Raw genomic sequence first — 18376 nt, 5'->3', positions numbered from 1 at the left:
TTGAGCTTAAAGTGCAGCGAGAATGGTTTCTGCTTTGCTTGCTTCAAATGTCTTTGGTTCTTCAACGTTTAGTGTCGTAACCACACCATTGTCGATGATCATCGCGTAACGTTGTGAACGAAGGCCACCAAAACCGCCGGTGTCCATTTCTAGGCCCAGTGCTTTAGTAAAGCTTGCGTCACCATCACCCAGCATTAGTAGCTCAGATGCGTTTTGTGCTTCACCCCAAGCTTGCATTACGAATGCATCGTTAACAGATACACAAGCAATCAGGTCCACGCCTTTTGCCTTTAGTTGGTCAGCCAATACGACGTAACCTGGCAGATGCGCTTCAGAACAAGTAGGAGTAAATGCACCTGGAACCGCAAATAGAACCACTTTCTTATCTGCAAATAGCTCTGTTACTTGGTGATTTACCATACCATCTGCAGTCAGTTCGCTTAGCGTTGCAGCAGGCAGTGCTTGACCTTGTTGAATCATGATTTTCTTCCTTTTGTGTATGCTTTATTTAGCTCACTCAGTCTAGCGCTAAAACCGCGGGCTAACCACGGAAGAAATGTAAGGTCTTAATTGGCTTCATAAAAACAAACCGCCTAAGTTGGCGGTTTGTTTATTCTCTACATCGCGTTTAAGTAAGACTTATAAGAGTGAAGTCGAACCGTTGCTGCGCCAATCACATCAATGAAGCCAAACAGGCTGTGTGGCTTATTTGCCGCAATCCACGCTGAGCCAGTCGCACCGATTGGGATGGACTTGCCCTCTGGTTCGAAGATTTCCAGAATCACTGTACGGCCGTGGCTACTGGTGTTTGCGCCTACGTGTTGACGAACGCTTTGTGGGCCTTGCAATGGCGAAACTGATGATTCTCCAGTACCCGCCGTGATGCTGTGAACGCGAGCTCGGAACACTTCACCCGGATACGCATCGACGTAGAACTCAGCAAACTGACCCTGTTCAACATAGCGGTAGGTTTGGTCTGGTATGCGCATCTCCAAGAACTTACGTGACGTGTCGTAGATGTGCATGTTACCGACTCGGCTACCATCGGCTACGTTCACCACCGCAACTTGACCGTCGAAAGGCGCACGAACGGTTTTACGGCTTTGTTCAAACTCGGTCTTTTGCAAATCGGCATGCAAAGACTTCAACGACGCTTCTGCAACGCGAAGTTGAGATTCGTAGTATTCAATATCACGCCCTTTGAAGATCTCTGGTGATGTCTTACCGCGAATAATATCGCGCTTTAACTGAGCCACATTTTCTTCTTGCTGAACAATGCCCGCTTTGATTTTTTCTACGTCAGCCAAAGAGGTGGTGTCGACGAGCGTATAGATCACATCGCCTTTCTTCACTTCTTGGTTGTGGTCGACGTAGATATGGTCAATCTGCTCGCGAAACAGTGGAGACAACACCGAGTGGGGCGCTTTCACCGTCGATGAATAAGTCAAATCAACCGGAGCCCATAGACGCGAGAGTATCCCTAACACCACCAGAATGAATGCACCGCCAGAGATGATCCAAAACGCGCTTTTAAATGTCCACTTAATCGCACCCGTTGAGACCAGAATCCACATGATCAGAATGTACGGAATCATTACCTCTTTCATGGCTTATTCCTCCGTCACTTTTGTGGGTGTTTGTGGTTGAGACGACAAACGGCTATTGCGAATGATGTTGCTCAGCGAATTGCCAATGTGCTCCCAGTTCGCGAAGGCAATGATCAGCGCCAGAACCCACCAAGCTTTGTGAAGGAACAAACCACACAAAGAGAGGGCAAACACCAATTGGATATGAGAGCTTTTCTTTTCTTGAGCTCGGTGAACCGCAACTTCATGGATCTGCCACAGCAAATAGATGACAAAAAGGGCAAGGGCTATGGTGACAGAGAACAGATAACCACTGAAGTATTCGGAGTTGAAAATCACCATCATGGTGTCGTTGGGCGTGTTGGTGAACAAGCTCATATCAATGTCTTTTGAATTGATCGTGCCCATGGGTGCAAGCAAGTAAGCCCCACCAAGCATGAGAGCCATGAATAGTGAGAACTTTAATAGCACCATAAAAATCGCAAAGATAACGCGACCTATGGCTTTTATGACGTTCATAGTTATACCTTTTGTCGATGTGTGAGGGTAAAACGTTGAGCGTGTGATTATTGTTTTGTCTTTTGTAATCACATGCGCGAAATTGTATGAAAAAACGTCATAAGTTGAGTTATATATGATATAAGCTAAGCTCATATCAGTATGAAAATATTCGAGAACACATAATCTATGAAGCACTCAGACTACAGTCTTATCCCGACCTTCGTGGCGATTGTCGAAGAGAAGAGTTACACCAAAGCGGCGCAACGTCTGGGTGTGAGTCAATCTGCGGTCAGTCAAGCGGTAGTCAGACTTCGTGAGGTGTTTAAGGATGCGTTATTTATTCGCGAAAGCCACGGCGTTGCACCAACAGCCTTCGCTATTGATATCTATCCTACATTAGCAACAGCGGTAGAAAGCATCGCTTATATGTTGCCAGAGCACTCGCGATTTAATCCTGCCGAGTGCGATAAGCGTTTTGTGATCTCTTCACTCAGTGTGTTCAGTTTTACTTTGCTGCCAGAGCTTTCAGCCTTACTTAACGAAAAAGCACCGAAAGCAAACACGCGGATTGAGCCGCTTTTCACTATGGATTTAACCAGCTTGCTGAGGTCACAGCAGTGCGATTTGGTGATTGAAGCTCAGACCAATTTGCACCCGCATTTGCGTTCACAGATTTTGATGTCCGATAAACTCACGGTTGTGTGCCGAGAGGATCACCCTCGGTTACAAGGCAATACCATCAGCGTAGAAGAGTATCTTAACGAGAAGCATGTGACCCTTTCTCAGTTTGACCAACAAAACGGTTATTTGATTGGTCGTGGTATCAAGAATGAGCAGATCCTAGGGAAGCGCCAAGTGGCATGGCAGGCGGGAAGTATTATCGAGATACTGCCAGTGGTGCAGCGCTGTGATTACCTTGCTTTGATGCCACAAACCTTACTGGAGCAATATCGAGATTTGTATCACCTCAGAGAGCTTGAAGCTGAGTTCATGAAAGATCCGATCGATGTGGCGATGTATTGGCACCCCTCTCGCACTAATGACCCAAGCCATCAATGGCTACGCGAGCAGTGTTTATTAGCTGCTGAGAAATTCGTAATAAATCATTCAATTTAAGCCAATTTTTGCGCTAAACCACATAGCAGACTCTTTATTAACAAACTAGACTATATGCATATCCATACACTTGATAAGGACATTTGTGTATATCACGGGGTTTGCTTTCCGAAGTGTGAGAACCAAGTTTGTCGTTACGTACTCAGTAATGACGATTTGTTTCGTCCTGATTCTTTTCGCCGTGTTGTACTTTAAAGAGCGGCAACGGATCTTTAGTGTCGCCCTAGAAAACTCCATCCAATTATCCAACCTTCATTCAGACGTCATCAGTCAAGAACTGCAACGACATGTGGCGTCACTGCAAACCATCAGTGGTCACCAACGTGTGCAAGAAGGAGATATAGACTTTATTGTCGAAGAGCTTAAATGGCTCAAAAGCATGTCTAAGAAGTCCGTGATTAATACGCTTTTCGTCGATGAGCATTGGAATCTCATTGATCACAAAGGCAGGACCGTCAAAATTGAGTGGCCAGAATTTGTAGAAGACGCTCGATGGAAGAGCGCGGACTATCACATCACGGCACCACACGTTGGCTTACTGGTTAAAACGCCTGTTGTTGCTCTTGGTGTGCCCGTGTATGACGAAGCGGATAACTGGAAAGGGATTGTCGGTGTGTCTATCTCTGTCGACTACCTCGCGCAGCGTTTGTCGAAAGTGAAGTTAGGCAACAGCAGTTATGCTTGGATCTCTGATAGCAGCGGAACGGTGGTTTCCCACCCCGACAGTTCGCTGATTTTGCACGCTAATATTTTTGAAGGGGAACGAGTTGGTTTTGAAGGCTTTGCGGACATTGCGGTACAAACCAATTGGGAAAATGTCGGACACGGCCATTACTACGACAGGAAGGTCAATGAAGCCAAGATCGTGACCTTTGCTAAAATCGACACCTTGCCTAATTGGACGCTCTTCGTGACTACGGAAGAGTCCGATATCTTCCTCGATATCAATGAGCTACTGGAAGACGTTGCGATTACTTCATCGGTGGTGATTGTTGTCTTTATGCCTATCGTGTTTTATCTCACCAATTCCATCACAAGACCGATTTTGGAGTTGACGTACGATGTAGAAAACGCAGTCAACAACCATTACACCACGTTTTCTGGCTACGATTCGAAAGATGAAATCGGCCAGCTTTCCAATGCCTTTAAAAACACCTTTGATGAAATCCATCAACACAATAGAAAGCTAGAGGAAGTAGTCGCACTCAGAACGCAAGAGCTCAATACTGCGAACCAAGAGTTGGCGTACTCGGTCAATCTGCTCAATGCAAACAACCACAAGCTTACGTGGTTGGCGATGCATGATCCGCTCACTAACTTGTTTAACCGTCGCGCACTTATCACCAAAGTCCACGAGCAGCTTCAGAAGGCAAGGGCGCACAGTTGGCCTGTGTCGTTGATTTTGCTCGACCTCGACCACTTCAAAGAGGTCAACGATACCTATGGGCATGATGTTGGGGATGATGTATTGAAGCATATTGCTGACTTTCTCGCTCAAGACCCTTTGGAAGAAGGAATGCTGGCACGCTGGGGCGGGGAGGAGTTTGTCATCGTCGCTTCAAAGGTATCTTTAGAGAAGGCACAACAATGGGCACAAAGCCGTTTAGAGGCGCTTAAGGATGAGGATTTCAGCCCCGTTTCGAAAGTAACGTTCAGTGCGGGTATTGCGACATTAGAGCTAGAAGACAGTTTTGATGAACTGGTCGCAAGAGCGGATAAGGCGCTCTATGTTGCGAAAAATGCGGGAAGAAACTGTGTTAAAACCGAGCGAGATGCATCATGAGGTGCGTAGCGAATTACGTATACTAAACAACAAAATAAGGGCTAGATCGCTAGCCCTTATTGGTTCGTATTTATAATCAGTGATTCGCTAAGTAATCAGCGACGTGAGCACGGTATTTGGCTTTAAGTGCTTCGCTGATGAAGCTCGCATTAATGGCATTGATCGTAAACTGAGCCAACTCTGCCTTCGTCATCGGGTGTGCATTACTGACCGCCATAAAGTTATCCGTCATGTAACCACCAAAGTACGCCGGATCATCCGAGTTAATAGTTACCGCGACACCTTTACGCAGCAAATCGACAATGTTGTGCTGCTCCATTTCATCAAACACGCAAAGCTTGATGTTCGACAACGGGCACACCGTGAGTGGCATTTTACTTTCGATAAGCGCTTCGACTAGGGATGCATCTTCAACGCAGCGAACACCATGGTCAACGCGGCTAACGCCCAGCATCTCGACAGAATCGATGATGTTTTGTGCCGGACCTTCCTCTCCTGCGTGTGCCACGGTGAGCAAACCAGCTTCTTTTGCTTGTTGGAACGCACGTTTGAACTTCTCTGGCGGATGTCCAAGCTCTGAAGAATCCAAACCAACACCGACGATTTTGTCTTTGTGTTTAACAATGGATTGCAGTGTTTCAATCGCGCTCTCTTCCGATAGGTGACGCAAGAAGCACGCAATGATTTGAGAGGTGATACCTAACTTCTCGTTACCATCTTGCATTGCTCGGTGAATACCATTGATAACAGTCTCAAACTCAATGCCACGGTCGGTGTGGGTTTGTGGGTCAAAGAAGATTTCAGTATGGATAACGTTGTCGGCTTTGCAGCGCTCTAGGTATGCCCAAGTCAAATCATAGAAGTCTTGTTCCGTGCGAAGCGCGTTAGCACCTTGATAGTAGATATCTAGGAAAGACTGCAAATCTTCGAACTCGTACGCCTTGCGCAGTGCTTGTGGTGATTCGTATGGAATGTCGATGTTGTTGCGCTGTGCAAGCTCAAACAACAGTTCTGGCTCTAGCGAACCTTCGATATGTAAGTGTAACTCTACCTTTGGAAGACCTTGAATAAATGCGTTCATATTCCACCTCTTCTTATGCTTTTACGTGGATGCAATTACTCTAAGAATAGGTATAGATTGAGAAAAATCGAACGCCATTACAAAGAGTAAGATCCACAGTGATCTCGACTCTTCGTAATCAGCACTTTGCGGGAGCTGGTAGAGACCCCCAAACCATATCATTGGGGTTATACGAAGCAAACGGTTGCGATTATACGCAAAAATTGGGGCTTGGCTAGAGCTAGTGAGTAAATTGTAATTCTTTGGGATAAGGGATAAGGGATAAGGGATAAGGGATAAGGGATAAGGGAGCGATTTCATCGCATGATGGTTTCGTTGTCAGCACACACCTGGCTGAGTCGAATATTCAGTGGCTAATACTGAATCACATCATGCGAGAAACATTGGGAGTCATATCGAGTTTATTGTGCGTTGCTCATTGTGAGCTCTCATTGTGAACTGAGAGAGGGGGTGGCGATACCTTGCACATCGATACTTTAAATTGAGAAGAGTAGAGAAAAGGAAATGAAAGGGAATGTATTTATAGCTCGAACATTTTATCAAATTCTCTTTGCTCCATGATGTCCTCAATTCGGCGGCGAGTTTGTTGTTTTATCGCAGCAGCGTTTTGTTCGGACTCTTTCTTTTCTTGCTCAATTTGCTTCTTGCTTTTATTTGCCATGTTTTTCACCTTGGGAATTTCTTCCTAAATTTCCACATTAATTATTAATGCACGAAACTGATTTATTTAATAATAAAACTTCCTAGCTTTGAACCTGAGTCACACAGAATGTCACCGGAATAGGTTTTCTCACAGTATTTAAAATCAATGAGATAGCAAGCAGATTGGAGTTTTGGCAATATATGGCGCCTTAAAATATCACTGTTGAGTTGATGAATTTTGGCGTTCCAAGAGATGTCGGGTTGTTTTAAACGGAATTCAATCTCTATCATTTATTCTCCTGTTTCTTTGTGATCTTTTCTTTATTCGATAATTGATACCAGTGTCTTTGACGACCAGTTCTTCTAGACATAATTTTTCCTAATTTTAGTAATTTACATACCAACGACGGCGACAGTGATCTGACGACAGATAACTTGTTCCAACGATGGATACAGTGGTGCAGCCCATTTATTTTAGGCAGCAGAAAACCGAGCAATATTTGATTGCTGAGTATTAAGTTTGAGGAATTTTTGAAGGGGGAGAGAGTTTGGTGCAGCGAGGAAATGCTGCACCAAGAAAAGCTATCTTATAGAGGAGTAACTTCAGTCGCTTGAGGACCTTTTTTACCATCTTCTACGTTGAAGCTTACTTTCTGACCTTCAGCCAAAGTTTTGAAACCGTCAGCAACGATAGCGTTGAAGTGTACGAATACATCTTGGCCGCCGTTGTCTTGAGTTAGGAAACCAAAACCTTTAGTTTCGTTGAACCATTTTACTGAACCAGTTACTTTACCAGACATAAAAACCTCTGAAATTAAACAATAATGTACGAATTGTGATGGATCTTTTTTAAGCTATTGAATGTGCAATCAAGAGGAAGTTTTACGCAGGAGTCTGAACCGAAGATTCAGGATGTTACTGAGAGGGAACTTAAACTAAATGTAGCATTAACAGCTCTTTTCTAGAGCCAGCCGCCACTATACAGGGTGTTTAAAAAATAGCTACATTTATTTTTCATTTTTTTTCGTTCGAAAAAGTTGATGAAGTAGAACAATTTTTCCCCCTCATAAACTCAGTACTTGCTCTCTAGAATCAACTCATATCCTAAAGGGAGGCAAGATTATGAGTACAGTGAGAGAGATTCGTCAGATTATCCCATCACATGCAACTGCTGATGGTGACGGCGTGAAAATTCGCCGTGTCGCAGGCTTTAACAATGCGAGCTTTTCACCATTCTTGATGGTAGATGAACTGAAATCAGACCAAAGAGCCGATTACGTAGGCGGGTTCCCTCCGCATCCACACCGAGGCATTGAAACGCTGACTTACATGTTAACGGGACACTTCCAACACCGTGACCACATGGATAATGTTGGCGAACTTCGCTCCGGTGGTGCGCAATGGATGGCAGCTGGTCGAGGCGTCATTCATAGTGAAATGCCAATAATGGAAGACGGTGAGCTGCACGGTTTCCAAATTTGGATTAATCAACCAGCGCGAGACAAGATGACTCCGGCGCAATATCACGACTTCCAACCGGAAACCATTACCGAACATCGCGCAAAGGCGCATGGCTTAGTTCGCGTTATTTCTGGTGAGCTGAACATTGATGATGAAGTGATTCGTGGGCCATTGAGTAAAACTGGTGTACCCGTGACGGTCGCCGATTGGCAAGCGCACCAAGGCGCGTCGTTAAACCTGATGACACCTAACGATCACAATATGATGGTCTATGCTTATAAAGGCAGCATTAATATTGGAGAGCGCGTTGTCATGCAGGGAGAAATGGCACTGCTTTCTAAAGGTGAGTTGGTGACGCTTCAATCCAATGACACCAGTGGCGTACTGCTCTTTATCGGCGAGCCAATTGATGAACCTGTCGTGCATTACGGTCCGTTTGTCATGAATAGCATCGAAGAGATTGAACAAGCGATTCAAGATTACAGCTCTGGATTGTTTGAAACGTATTAGTTTGACCGACAATCGTGCGCACTGAATTAGCACGATTGGTGACCCCTAAGTGATTTGGAGTCCGTGCATTGGGCTCATACGCAAGCAAAGACGATATCCACTGCCATCGAATTTGCATCAGCCACACTAACATGGTGTGGCTTTTTTTATTCTGCTTCGTTTTGAAAGTGGTGTTTAGCTCTGTTCCCAACGCGCTATGGCATGCTTGCCAAATTCCAACCCCAATTCATAAGCTTTGCGCAATGGTTCTGGCGAGCGGCTCAAGCGTTTTAATTTAAAGCCTTCTGGTGGGCAGATTTGAATGATCTCAACACCAGCGGGTGGATTCTCTATCAATTCCAAACTCTGGTTATAGCGAATATGACGCGTGAGCATCGGCTCGACCAAAGCAGGGTGATCTTTCAATAGGCGCGCAGTGAGCTTTTCAAGTTTAGGTTTGGATTTGCGATAGCTGGCTGGCCGACTTCTTAGCACCATGATTCTGGTCGCGCCGCGTTTAATGGCTTCGGCGACGGGAATCGCATCCGCTACGCCGCCATCGACGTATCTCACACCATCTAAAGCGACGCCGTTTCGGTACATGATGGGCAGGGCGCTACTGGCTTTCATAGTTTCAGCCAACATTTGAATAGATGGCGTGAGGTATTCTGGTTGCCCGTTGTCTTGTCGAGTGACCCCTAAAAAGAAAGGACGGGGATCTGCAGAAAGCACATCTCTATCTATATCGAGTTCTTTAAGCGTGATATCCCACATCCAATCCAAGTCCATCATGTCACCGCCACGCAGCAGTTGAGTGGGAGATATGAACTCTTTACGCAAGCTGTAATCAAGATAGATTTTGAGGTTCCTTCCCGGCATTTTTGCAAGGTATGCGGCTAAGTTGCTCGCGCCTGCCGAAACGCCCCAAAAACTGTCAAACGGGGAGAAGTCTTGCTTTATAAAATGATCGAGTATGCCGCAGGAAAATACCCCGCGCATGGCACCACCTTCAACAACCAGTGCCCGAGAGCCAACGTGTTCCATTCTAGCCATCCGTTTTGATTATTCTGATTTGGGATTCGAGCTAATTAGAGTAACGGATCTAATGCGCATTCCCAAGTCGCGTTCACTTTGGTCTCACCTTGATGAATCTATTTTTTATGTTATAACATAACAATAATCAAAATTATTTAAAGGTAGCGTGTGTCTTGTGTGAGGTGAGAGTGAGCAATATTGACGCCATTATTGAGCATGTTGAGAAGAGTTTTAAGGCTCAGGGAAAGCAATTAACTTCTAAGAGAAAACTGGTGTTGAAAGCCTTGGTCCATGCCGATAGAGCGTTATCAGCTTATGAGCTAGTGGATTATTGCAAAGCCCATTTTGAGCAGAATATTCAGGCTATGTCTGTGTATCGAATCTTGGATTTTCTTGAAGGTGAGCATCTGGCTCACAAGCTTAAAGTTTCCAATAAATACATCGTATGCTCCCATATTCTCTGCGAACACGAGCACGGTATCCCTCAATTTCTTATCTGTTCCAAGTGCAACAAGATCAGCGAACAAGCCATCGATCCTAAATTGATTAATGGTCTTAAATCTCATGCAAAACAAGAGGGGTTTACCGTCGTTAGTCCGCAATTAGAAATCAATTGTGTGTGTGATGACTGCGCCGACACCAAATAGCCGTGCTTTTTATTGAGCTTGGCTCACACCATGACGACTTCGTCGCCTTTTCCTCAAATACATCCTAACCATTAGCATCATCAGCAAGGAGATTCTGAACCGCTATGTCTGCAACGCTCATTAAAAACGCCCGTGTAGTAAATGAAGGAACCATCACCGAAACCGATTTGCGAATTGTCGATCAACGAATCGAAACCATCGCAACTGACATAGCAGCAAGGGAAAGTGATGTCGTTATCGATGCGAAAGGTTGCTATTTGATCCCTGGAATGATCGATGACCAAGTACATTTCCGCGAACCAGGACTGACTCACAAAGGCTCTATTGCAACCGAATCACGCGCAGCCGTCGCTGGTGGCATCACGAGCTTCATGGAAATGCCAAACGTAAGCCCAGCAACCACGACGATTGAAGCATTGGAGCGCAAATTTGCCATCGCAGAACAAAGCTCTCTGGCGAACTACTCTTTCTACCTTGGCGCAACAGAAGACAACCTTGAGCAAATCAAATTACTCGATCCAAAGAAGCACTGTGGTGTGAAAGTCTTTATGGGCGCATCTACCGGAGATTTATTGGTAGAAGACGAGCAAGCATTGGATGAGATTTTCCGTGATTCGCCAGTATTGATTGTAACGCACTGTGAAAGTGGCTCTGTCATTGCTCAGAATAAAGAACGTCTGTTGAAAGAGAAGTCGGAATTCACCATTGAAGACCACCCAGTACTTCGTGACGATGAAGCTTGCTATGCCTCTTCTTCTTACGCTGTTGAGTTAGCGAAGAAGCACAACAGCCAACTGCACGTACTGCATATCACGACAGCAAAAGAATTGGCTTTGTTTGAAGCGGGCCCGATTCAAGGTAAGAGCATCACCGCAGAAGCGTGTGTTCACCATCTTTGGTTTAGCAATGAAGACTATGCAAATCGTGGTAACCAAATTAAATGCAACCCAGCGGTGAAGTACCCAAGCGATCGTGACGCGCTACTAAAGGCATTAAGCACAGGTCAGATTGATATTATTGCGACGGACCATGCCCCGCACACTTGGGAAGAGAAGCAAGTCCCTTACGACCAAGCACCTGCAGGGTTACCTTTGGTGCAGCACGCACTATTGACGCTGTTTGATCAAGTGAGTCGCGGTCACATGACGATGGAGCAAGTGGTAGAGAAAACCGCTCACAACCCGGCGATTCGTTATGGTGTTCAGGAGCGCGGTTTTATTCGTGAAGGCTACTTTGCTGATTTGGTTCTTGTTGATGCCGCAGCACCAACGCCAGTGACGAACGAGAACAGCTTGTACCATTGTGGTTGGTCGCCATTTGCTGGTCACCAGTTCTCGGCTCAAATTAAGAATACATGGGTCAATGGCGGTTTAGTGTATGCCAACCAGCAAGTGAATGAGCAGGCTGCACACGCCATGCGATTGGTATTTGAGCGCTAGGATTCACGTTTTTCAGAAACTTAGATTATTTGAAAGCTCAGTTTATTTTCGAAAGCTTACATTTATCCGCTTTCTTTGGGCTTTATTTGTAGAAGTATAGTTGTCGTAGCTTGAGTGTCTTTGAGGCACCGAATAAAGAGAAATCAATATGTTAAGAAGAAATCCTACTGGTCACATGCCGGAAGTATCGGAAACGGCGTTCATTGATCCAACGGCGATCATCTGTGGCAAAGTAATCATTGAAGATAACGTTTTTATTGGTCCTTACGCGGTGATTCGTGCCGATGAAGTGAACGAGCAAGGCGACATGGAAGCCATCGTGATCAAGCGCGATACCAACATTCAAGATGGCGTCGTTATCCACTCAAAAGCAGGTGCAGCCGTGACCATTGGAGAGCGTTCTTCGATTGCGCACCGTTCTATCATTCATGGCCCATGTGAAGTCAGTGATGACGTGTTTATCGGTTTTAACTCCGTGGTGTTTAATGCTGTGATTGGTACAGGTTGTGTGATTCGTCATAACTGTGTGGTGGATGGACTAGACTTGCCAGAGAACTTCCATGTTCCGCCGATGACCAATATCGGTGCCGACTTTGATTTGAACAGCATCTCGAAAGTGCCGCCAGAATACTCGGCGTTTTCGGAGTCTGTGGTTTCGGCAAACCACGAGCTGGTTCAAGGCTACAGGAGAATTGCCAATGAGCTCTGATAATCAGCCCATACTTGGGGTTCCAACTAACATTATTACCGGGTTTTTGGGCGTCGGTAAAACCTCTGCGATTTTGAACCTGATGGCGAATAAGCCAGAGAATGAACGCTGGGCTGTTTTGGTGAATGAGTTTGGCGAAATCGGTGTTGATGGCAGCTTGGTTCAAGGGCAGCAAAGCGAAGAGCAGCAAGTTTTTATACGTGAAGTACCCGGCGGGTGTATGTGCTGTGCGGCGGGATTGCCAATGCAAATCGCACTGAATCAACTGCTGAATGAAGCGAAGCCCGACCGCTTGTTGATTGAGCCGACGGGCCTTGGGCATCCAAAAGAGGTGTTACAGGTTTTATCGACGGATCATTATCGACAAGTGTTGTCACTGCAAAAGAACATCACTTTAGTTGATGCTCGTAAACTGACAGATCTTCGTTACACCGAGCACGATACATTCAATCAGCAAATCGCCATTGCCGATACGGTGGTAGGTAACAAGCTCGATCTCTATCAAGAGGGTGATACCCAGAAGTTAGAAGCTTACGTGGCGGAAGTTGGTCGTCCAAATACAAAAGTGATTTTCGCGGAGCACGGTGTGATTCCTTTTCATGAATTTGAAGGTGAAACCACCATTCATGAGCATCCGCCACACCATCACCACCATCATGCGAGTGACAAGCCTTTGGCTTCAGACATGCCAATGCCAGAGAGTGGCATTATTAAAGCGACCAATGAAGGCGAAGGCTTCCAAAGTGTTGGTTGGCGCTTCTCACCGGAGAAAGTGTTTGACCGTCGGAAGCTGATTCCTTTGTTGGTGGAGTTAGAAGTTGAGCGCATGAAAGCGGTGTTTATTACGAGCGATGGCATTTATGGCTACAACTTAACGCCCGATGGACTAACCGAAGTGGAGTTGGATGATTGTGCCGAAAGCCGCATCGAATTGATTGCAGACAGCATTGACGATCAATTTGAAGCCAAACTGCTTTCGTGTGAATCAGCATAAACTGCGAACTTGGGCATCTCATTTCGTGAGGTGCCTTTTTCTTTCTTCTAATTATTAGGTATTCGCTAATAGTTCTTAAGTCTTTATTCCTCTAATCCCCGGTAATTCAAATCGTTATCATACAATTTGATCAGCATATCCTTGGGGGAGGAAAATCCATGCGCGTAAAACAATTTCTCGCTTCACTATTGGTTTTAGTGAGTGCTTTCTCTTTGGCGAATGAGCCAAACAAACAGGCTCAAAACGAAGCCACTATCAATGCGTTTTTTGCTCAGTATCAGCTGCTTGGAGAGCAAGGGTTCGATGCATTTGCTAGAGTGCGTGAAACCTTGTTTTCTGACGACAGCAAAACGCTTGTCAACGACGTAACAGCGACAGAATACAAAGGAAAAGCAGGGCATCTTGAATCTATTAAAGACTGGTTTGAGATTTACCAAACTCAAGATGATTTTAGCTACCGTATTGCTCCGGTTTCGAAAGACGGAAGAGTGAAGGTTGAGCTGTTCGGCACACTGATTCAAACTCAAGACGGTCAAAGTGATACCATCAACCCAGATGGACATCGCTGGACGGAATATTTCACTTTCAATGATGCGGGCGAGATTGAGCTGCTACAAATTGATATGAATGTTTTGAGTCAGACGTACGATGCAGAGGCTCGTTCACAGTTGAGCCAAAACGACATCGCAAGTTTTGTTTACCAGTGGTTCGCAGGTTTTGACCATCAGCGCGAATCAGGCTACTTCCTTGCTCGTATCGCAGAGCCCGTTGATATGGCGTACCCAGATTTCCCTATGCAGTCATACCAAGACTTTCTTCGCTGGTACAAAGGCGTGACGGACAACATCGTCTGGAACTCACACGATATCCAAGGCTTGACCATCAAGGGCGATCAAAACTCTGGTTGGGCAGTGAGCTACGATGTGGTTTGGAAAGCCAAAGCGAAGAACGGTGATAACTACGACATGCGCGTGCATCAGGATCTAAAAATCATTTTGGATTCAGGCAGTTTGAAGGTTGCCCAGTTGCGAGCAAAAGTACTCTAGCCAAGTGTTCGATATAGATGTTTAACGGCAGATGTTTAACGACAGATGCTTAACGCCTCTATTTGAAACAAAGGTTCGAGCGATTTGCTTCCTTCATGAAAGGCAATCCGCTAGTCTTTGGCAAAACAGACAGAGATGAGTGTAAACATGATCGACAAGCTACCTGGCATTCTTACTTTTCTGCGTGAGGCGGAGCAGCTCAAAAGCACCTTGCGCACTGCTTGGACATCATCTGGTCGCCATGAGAGCACGGCTGAGCACACATGGCGATTGTGTTTACTGGCCATACTGGTGGCAGAACATTATCCGCATTTAGACATGCTAAAAGTGCTCAAGCTTTGCATTGTGCATGACTTAGCAGAAGCTGTGAGTGGTGACATTTCAGCGTTGGAGCAACACGATGGGCTGGATAAAAGTGCGCTAGAACTGGCGGATTTGAAGCAGCTTATCGCTCCACTAGACGCATCTCTGCAACAGGAGTTGTTGGACCTTTGGTTGGAATATGACAGTGCCACTACCGAAGAAGCTCGCCTCACCAAAGCGTTGGATAAGTTAGAGACCATTCTGCAGCACACGCAAGGTGATAACCCTGGTGATTTCAATTACGCGTTTAATCTGGAATACGGCAAAAAGCACACCGACTTTGATGATCTGACCAAAGCGCTTCGAGCGATCATCGATGAAGATACCCGCCGATTAGCTGAGCGTTAGTCCCGACTCTCAACTCAAGAACATCACTTTCTTCAAAAGCACTTAGGCTTCTCTAGCGAGCTTAAGTGCTTTATTACATTTGCGTTTTCTGCGCTCAGCAAGATCCTTTTTCTCTCTCTTCTTTGATCAAATTGCTTTCCTAGGTTGACATTGTTTGATAGTCAAACTAAATTAAAATCAAATAATTTGATAATCAAACTAAAATTGGAAGGTAAGTGTCGCAATGGCTGTATCGCAACATTCACATGATTTCGTTTCTCACAACCAAAAGGGTGAAAAACGCACGCTCTACGTATTGATTCTAACCGTGACCACTATGGTGGTGGAGATTGCTGCCGGAACCATGTTTGGCTCAATGGCATTGCTCGCAGATGGTTGGCACATGGGCACACACGCAGCGGCATTTTGTATTACTCTTTTTGCTTACCGCTACGCGAAACAAAATGCGCACAATGATCGCTTCTCATTTGGTACGGGCAAGGTGAGTGTACTTGGCGGTTTTACCAGTGCGATTGCGTTGGGGATTGTGGCACTGATGATGATGGTTGAGTCGATTCATCGTCTCTTCAATCCAGAGAGTATCCAATTCAACGAGGCGATCATGGTCGCGGTGATTGGTCTCGTGGTTAACCTCGCAAGCATGCTACTTCTGCAAGATCACCATCATCATGGGCATGACCATCACGATCACCACTCTCACGATCATGAGCATGAACATCATCACGACCACAACTTAACCGCTGCGTATTTTCACGTGTTGGCGGATACGTTGACGTCTTTATTGGCGATCGTGGCGCTGATTGTCGGTAAGTTTTACGGTTGGGTTTGGTTAGATGCCATGATGGGTATTGTCGGTGCCGTTGTGATTGGTAAATGGACCTTGGGCTTAATGAAGCAAACGGCGCCTGTATTGTTGGACGAGAGCATCAACAAGTCTTACCGAGATGAGATTACAGAAACACTCACGCCTTATGCCGAGATCGTTGATTTGCACATCTGGAAAGTGAGTGGTCACCATTACTCTGCGGCAATCGCATTAAAAAATCATAGCGACAAAACGCTGGATGAATTTAAGCAATTATTGAGTAAATTTGATAAGATTCACCACCTGACTTTGGAAGTTCAAACGACTGACTGATGCGCGAATTAGAAAAGCTGAATCAAACGCTTACCGAGTTCTATGACAAAATGTCTTCTTGGGAGCAATCTGTAGTAAAAGAAACGGGTTATTCACTGGCTCAAACTCACACCATCGAAGTGTTGGGTGGGCATGGTGCAATGCGTATGAAAGAGTTGGCCGAGAAACTCGGTATCACCACGGGTACGCTGACGGTTCAAATTGAGAAGCTGGTAAAAGCAGAGCTTATTGAGCGTTGCCCGCACCCAGAAGATCGTCGTGCGATTGTCGTGAAGCTCACACCAGCGGGTGAAGAGATTCACCGTCATCACAATCAACTGCATTTGGATTTGGTTCAAGACTTAACGCGCAATATCGACCCTGAGCATCAAGCGATTTTGTTCGCCTGTTTAGAGAAGATGAATCGAGAATTTTGATTGGTTTTTTAAACCATAAATAGCAAAAAAGTAGAGCACCGAAATGCTCTACTTTTTTATTATAAGCTCGATAGAATTTGCTCTATTGGCAATTGTGTAAACGCGTAAGTGACGCCAACACAGAATGCAGCGCCAGTAATGCCCATGGCGACTGTCGTTGCGAGTAGCAGAAGGGTAATCTTAGGCATTAGAGATTAAACTCCTTCTTAAAGGTTGGGTAAATGACACCATTAGCCTCTTGGTACGCTTTAAAGCCATACCCAAACGTTAGTGCTGCCATCACAATGGCAAATGCCGCAATGTTTCTTCCTTTCATCCTTAAACTCTCAACTGTTTGTATTGAACAAAGGTAATAAACACTCTGCCAATAGTTTATCTATTGCTTATTAAATTCGGTTATTCAATTACTGGGTAAAACACACGAACAGTACCCATGCTGTTGTTAGCACAAGTAGTGGTGTGAACACCTTCTGAATTGAAGCACCATCGGTTAGGTCATAAATCACGATCGATTCTTTATAGAACGCGCGTTTGAATGAACCAAAGCTGATTTCATTTTTAACGTCAGATTGCTCGTAGTGCTTGCGAGCTGAGTCTGTCATTTGAGACTCTAGATCTTGCATCTCGTATTCTTTGTTAAAAAACGCATCCCACGCCGAAATACGTGCAATAGCTTTTGGCGAACGATTGCCTTTCAGTTTTTCTAGACGCTTAGCGTATGCAGCTTGATATTTATCCACGATGAATTCCTACATGAATAGACTGTAATGCAGAACACAGCTTTAAATGCTCTGCGCAGTGGTTGTAAAAATTAGAAAATGGGAATCAAAAGGAAATTTTTACATCAGTAGGAAAGTTGCAGATGAGGAAGCACGGCATTTGATTGTTAAAGAGCGTAAGGAATGTCATCCCTTGTGCTGCGGATAATATGGGCTGCTTTTGGATGCGACAAACAAAAATAATTAGTGAAAACAACAAGCAATCTTTGTTGCGAGATTGTCCATTCTGGGTATGGTAGGCTACTTGAATTGGAGAAATGCTAAGTACAGCAAGGGCTTAAGCGGTGTTTCTCGGTGAGAGATTTTTAAGCACTTATGATAAATAAACTTCACAACTGCTAATTATAAATACATCAGAAAGCGATATTCTTTTTCTCGTTGGAGTGCTTAATAAAGATTGAGAGTTTGATTTTCTCATGCAATCCGCCGCAGTCTTTACTCCTTCTTTTCACTCAATCCGAATATATTTCCCCCCTCCATGGTGATATTTGGATTGAGTGTCTTTTTTTCTCAATGAGAGATGAAATAAGGAATAAGTAGCATAAAAATATGGAACAGCAGCAATTTAGTGCAATAAAGCAAAAACTGAATTCTTTGACGTTATCGCAATTGAATGAGGTTTATCAGTTGGTTCAGAATGCAACCAAACAGGAAGTGACAGTGCGTTTGAGTGAAGAAGAACGCCAATTCATCCATCGACTGTTCGCCGAAGAGAGAACCGCGTCCTCCTATTCTTAGGGTATCCATTTACCTAAGTATCTAACCCTTTCGAAGGCTGCACTTTTACCAAACAGCCCTGTTAA

The 18376-nt window shown here is 45.0% G+C and carries 23 protein-coding genes and 1 riboswitch; of the genes, 12 read left to right on the top strand and 11 right to left on the bottom strand.

Features of this window, described 5'->3' with window-relative positions; all coding sequences use genetic code 11:
- Window positions 1-6 precede the first annotated feature (6 nt).
- The 3 genes from A9237_RS23735 to A9237_RS23725 all read right to left on the bottom strand — a co-directional run bounded on the left by A9237_RS23735 (window position 7) and on the right by A9237_RS23725 (window position 2105).
- Window positions 7-480, bottom strand: a complete 474-nt coding sequence (locus A9237_RS23735; protein WP_078609861.1) for a peroxiredoxin — start codon at window positions 478-480, stop codon at window positions 7-9.
- A gap of 137 nt (window positions 481-617) precedes the next feature.
- Window positions 618-1607 (bottom strand): efflux RND transporter periplasmic adaptor subunit, encoded by a 990-nt coding sequence (locus tag A9237_RS23730; protein ID WP_038895577.1) that lies wholly within the window; start codon window positions 1605-1607, stop codon window positions 618-620.
- A gap of 3 nt (window positions 1608-1610) precedes the next feature.
- Window positions 1611-2105: a magnesium transporter gene (locus tag A9237_RS23725; RefSeq protein ID WP_078609860.1), complete on the bottom strand. Its 495-nt coding sequence runs from the start codon at window positions 2103-2105 to the stop codon at window positions 1611-1613.
- Between the two features lie 168 nt (window positions 2106-2273).
- Here A9237_RS23725 and A9237_RS23720 point away from each other — a divergent pair, with 168 nt between their 5' ends.
- Together A9237_RS23720 and A9237_RS23715 are read left to right on the top strand one after the other, a co-directional pair.
- The gene (locus A9237_RS23720) at window positions 2274-3203 is read left to right on the top strand and encodes a LysR family transcriptional regulator (RefSeq protein WP_009706266.1); all 930 of its coding nucleotides are present in this window, start codon (window positions 2274-2276) and stop codon (window positions 3201-3203) included.
- 148 nt (window positions 3204-3351) lie between these two features.
- Window positions 3352-4986 carry a sensor domain-containing diguanylate cyclase gene (locus A9237_RS23715; RefSeq protein ID WP_078609859.1) on the top strand — a complete coding sequence of 545 codons (1635 nt, stop codon included), beginning with the start codon at window positions 3352-3354 and terminating at the stop codon, window positions 4984-4986.
- A 76-nt stretch (window positions 4987-5062) separates the two neighbouring features.
- On the opposite strand, the gene A9237_RS23710 is transcribed toward A9237_RS23715, so the two are convergent.
- The 4 genes from A9237_RS23710 to cspE all read right to left on the bottom strand — a co-directional run bounded on the left by A9237_RS23710 (window position 5063) and on the right by cspE (window position 7509).
- On the bottom strand, window positions 5063-6067 hold the full coding sequence (locus A9237_RS23710) for an adenosine deaminase (RefSeq protein WP_078609858.1): 1005 nt from the start codon (window positions 6065-6067) through the stop codon (window positions 5063-5065).
- A 95-nt stretch (window positions 6068-6162) separates the two neighbouring features.
- Window positions 6163-6262, bottom strand: a riboswitch (purine riboswitch).
- Window positions 6263-6587: 325 nt separating this feature from the next.
- Complete coding sequence (locus tag A9237_RS23705) at window positions 6588-6728, bottom strand: hypothetical protein (RefSeq protein ID WP_009706263.1); 141 nt, start codon at window positions 6726-6728, stop codon at window positions 6588-6590.
- Window positions 6729-6790: 62 nt separating this feature from the next.
- Window positions 6791-7000: a hypothetical protein gene (locus tag A9237_RS27580; RefSeq protein WP_005452681.1), complete on the bottom strand. Its 210-nt coding sequence runs from the start codon at window positions 6998-7000 to the stop codon at window positions 6791-6793.
- Window positions 7001-7296: 296 nt separating this feature from the next.
- The gene (gene cspE / locus A9237_RS23695) at window positions 7297-7509 is read right to left on the bottom strand and encodes a transcription antiterminator/RNA stability regulator CspE (protein ID WP_005439099.1); all 213 of its coding nucleotides are present in this window, start codon (window positions 7507-7509) and stop codon (window positions 7297-7299) included.
- A 322-nt stretch (window positions 7510-7831) separates the two neighbouring features.
- Between cspE and A9237_RS23690 the strand changes: the two genes are divergently transcribed.
- Window positions 7832-8680, top strand: a complete 849-nt coding sequence (locus A9237_RS23690; RefSeq protein WP_078609857.1) for a pirin family protein — start codon at window positions 7832-7834, stop codon at window positions 8678-8680.
- A gap of 174 nt (window positions 8681-8854) precedes the next feature.
- Here the strand turns inward: A9237_RS23690 and A9237_RS23680 are convergent, their stop codons facing one another.
- Window positions 8855-9703, bottom strand: coding sequence for a patatin-like phospholipase family protein (locus tag A9237_RS23680; RefSeq protein WP_078609855.1), 849 nt, complete (start codon window positions 9701-9703; stop codon window positions 8855-8857).
- A gap of 179 nt (window positions 9704-9882) precedes the next feature.
- Between A9237_RS23680 and A9237_RS23675 the strand changes: the two genes are divergently transcribed.
- From A9237_RS23675 to A9237_RS23640, 8 genes are all read left to right on the top strand, one after another.
- Window positions 9883-10341: a Fur family transcriptional regulator gene (locus A9237_RS23675; RefSeq protein ID WP_078609854.1), complete on the top strand. Its 459-nt coding sequence runs from the start codon at window positions 9883-9885 to the stop codon at window positions 10339-10341.
- A 104-nt stretch (window positions 10342-10445) separates the two neighbouring features.
- Window positions 10446-11780 (top strand): dihydroorotase, encoded by a 1335-nt coding sequence (locus tag A9237_RS23670; RefSeq protein ID WP_078609853.1) that lies wholly within the window; start codon window positions 10446-10448, stop codon window positions 11778-11780.
- 148 nt (window positions 11781-11928) lie between these two features.
- Window positions 11929-12489, top strand: a complete 561-nt coding sequence (locus A9237_RS23665; RefSeq protein WP_005531901.1) for an LbetaH domain-containing protein — start codon at window positions 11929-11931, stop codon at window positions 12487-12489.
- Entirely contained in the window at window positions 12479-13483 is a 1005-nt protein-coding gene (locus tag A9237_RS23660; protein WP_078609852.1) for a CobW family GTP-binding protein, read from the top strand. The genes A9237_RS23665 and A9237_RS23660 overlap by 11 nt, the downstream gene beginning before the upstream one ends.
- Window positions 13484-13641: 158 nt before the next feature.
- Entirely contained in the window at window positions 13642-14529 is an 888-nt protein-coding gene (locus A9237_RS23655) for a hypothetical protein (protein ID WP_078609851.1), read from the top strand.
- Between the two features lie 147 nt (window positions 14530-14676).
- Window positions 14677-15240 (top strand): HD domain-containing protein, encoded by a 564-nt coding sequence (locus tag A9237_RS23650; protein ID WP_078609850.1) that lies wholly within the window; start codon window positions 14677-14679, stop codon window positions 15238-15240.
- A gap of 223 nt (window positions 15241-15463) precedes the next feature.
- Window positions 15464-16378: a CDF family Co(II)/Ni(II) efflux transporter DmeF gene (gene dmeF / locus A9237_RS23645; protein ID WP_039840380.1), complete on the top strand. Its 915-nt coding sequence runs from the start codon at window positions 15464-15466 to the stop codon at window positions 16376-16378.
- On the top strand, window positions 16378-16794 hold the full coding sequence (locus tag A9237_RS23640) for a MarR family winged helix-turn-helix transcriptional regulator (protein ID WP_005439069.1): 417 nt from the start codon (window positions 16378-16380) through the stop codon (window positions 16792-16794). Before dmeF ends, A9237_RS23640 begins: the two co-directional genes overlap by 1 nt.
- 59 nt (window positions 16795-16853) lie before the next feature.
- Here A9237_RS23640 and A9237_RS27610 read toward each other — a convergent pair whose 3' ends face one another.
- The 3 genes from A9237_RS27610 to A9237_RS23635 all read right to left on the bottom strand — a co-directional run bounded on the left by A9237_RS27610 (window position 16854) and on the right by A9237_RS23635 (window position 17534).
- Window positions 16854-16982, bottom strand: a complete 129-nt coding sequence (locus tag A9237_RS27610) for a hypothetical protein (protein ID WP_009706253.1) — start codon at window positions 16980-16982, stop codon at window positions 16854-16856.
- Window positions 16982-17110 carry a hypothetical protein gene (locus A9237_RS27605; protein WP_009706252.1) on the bottom strand — a complete coding sequence of 43 codons (129 nt, stop codon included), beginning with the start codon at window positions 17108-17110 and terminating at the stop codon, window positions 16982-16984. Before A9237_RS27605 ends, A9237_RS27610 begins: the two co-directional genes overlap by 1 nt.
- A gap of 88 nt (window positions 17111-17198) precedes the next feature.
- Window positions 17199-17534 (bottom strand): hypothetical protein, encoded by a 336-nt coding sequence (locus A9237_RS23635; RefSeq protein WP_005439068.1) that lies wholly within the window; start codon window positions 17532-17534, stop codon window positions 17199-17201.
- A gap of 588 nt (window positions 17535-18122) precedes the next feature.
- On the opposite strand from A9237_RS23635, the gene A9237_RS23630 reads away from it, so the two are divergent.
- On the top strand, window positions 18123-18311 hold the full coding sequence (locus tag A9237_RS23630) for a hypothetical protein (RefSeq protein ID WP_009706250.1): 189 nt from the start codon (window positions 18123-18125) through the stop codon (window positions 18309-18311).
- The last annotated feature ends 65 nt before the right edge of the window (window positions 18312-18376 follow it).

This window comes from Vibrio owensii (genome assembly GCF_002021755.1).
GTDB lineage: Bacteria > Pseudomonadota > Gammaproteobacteria > Enterobacterales > Vibrionaceae > Vibrio > Vibrio owensii.
The sequence above is the reverse complement of the archived record's forward strand: the minus strand, read 5'-3'. Positions and strand labels throughout refer to the sequence as shown.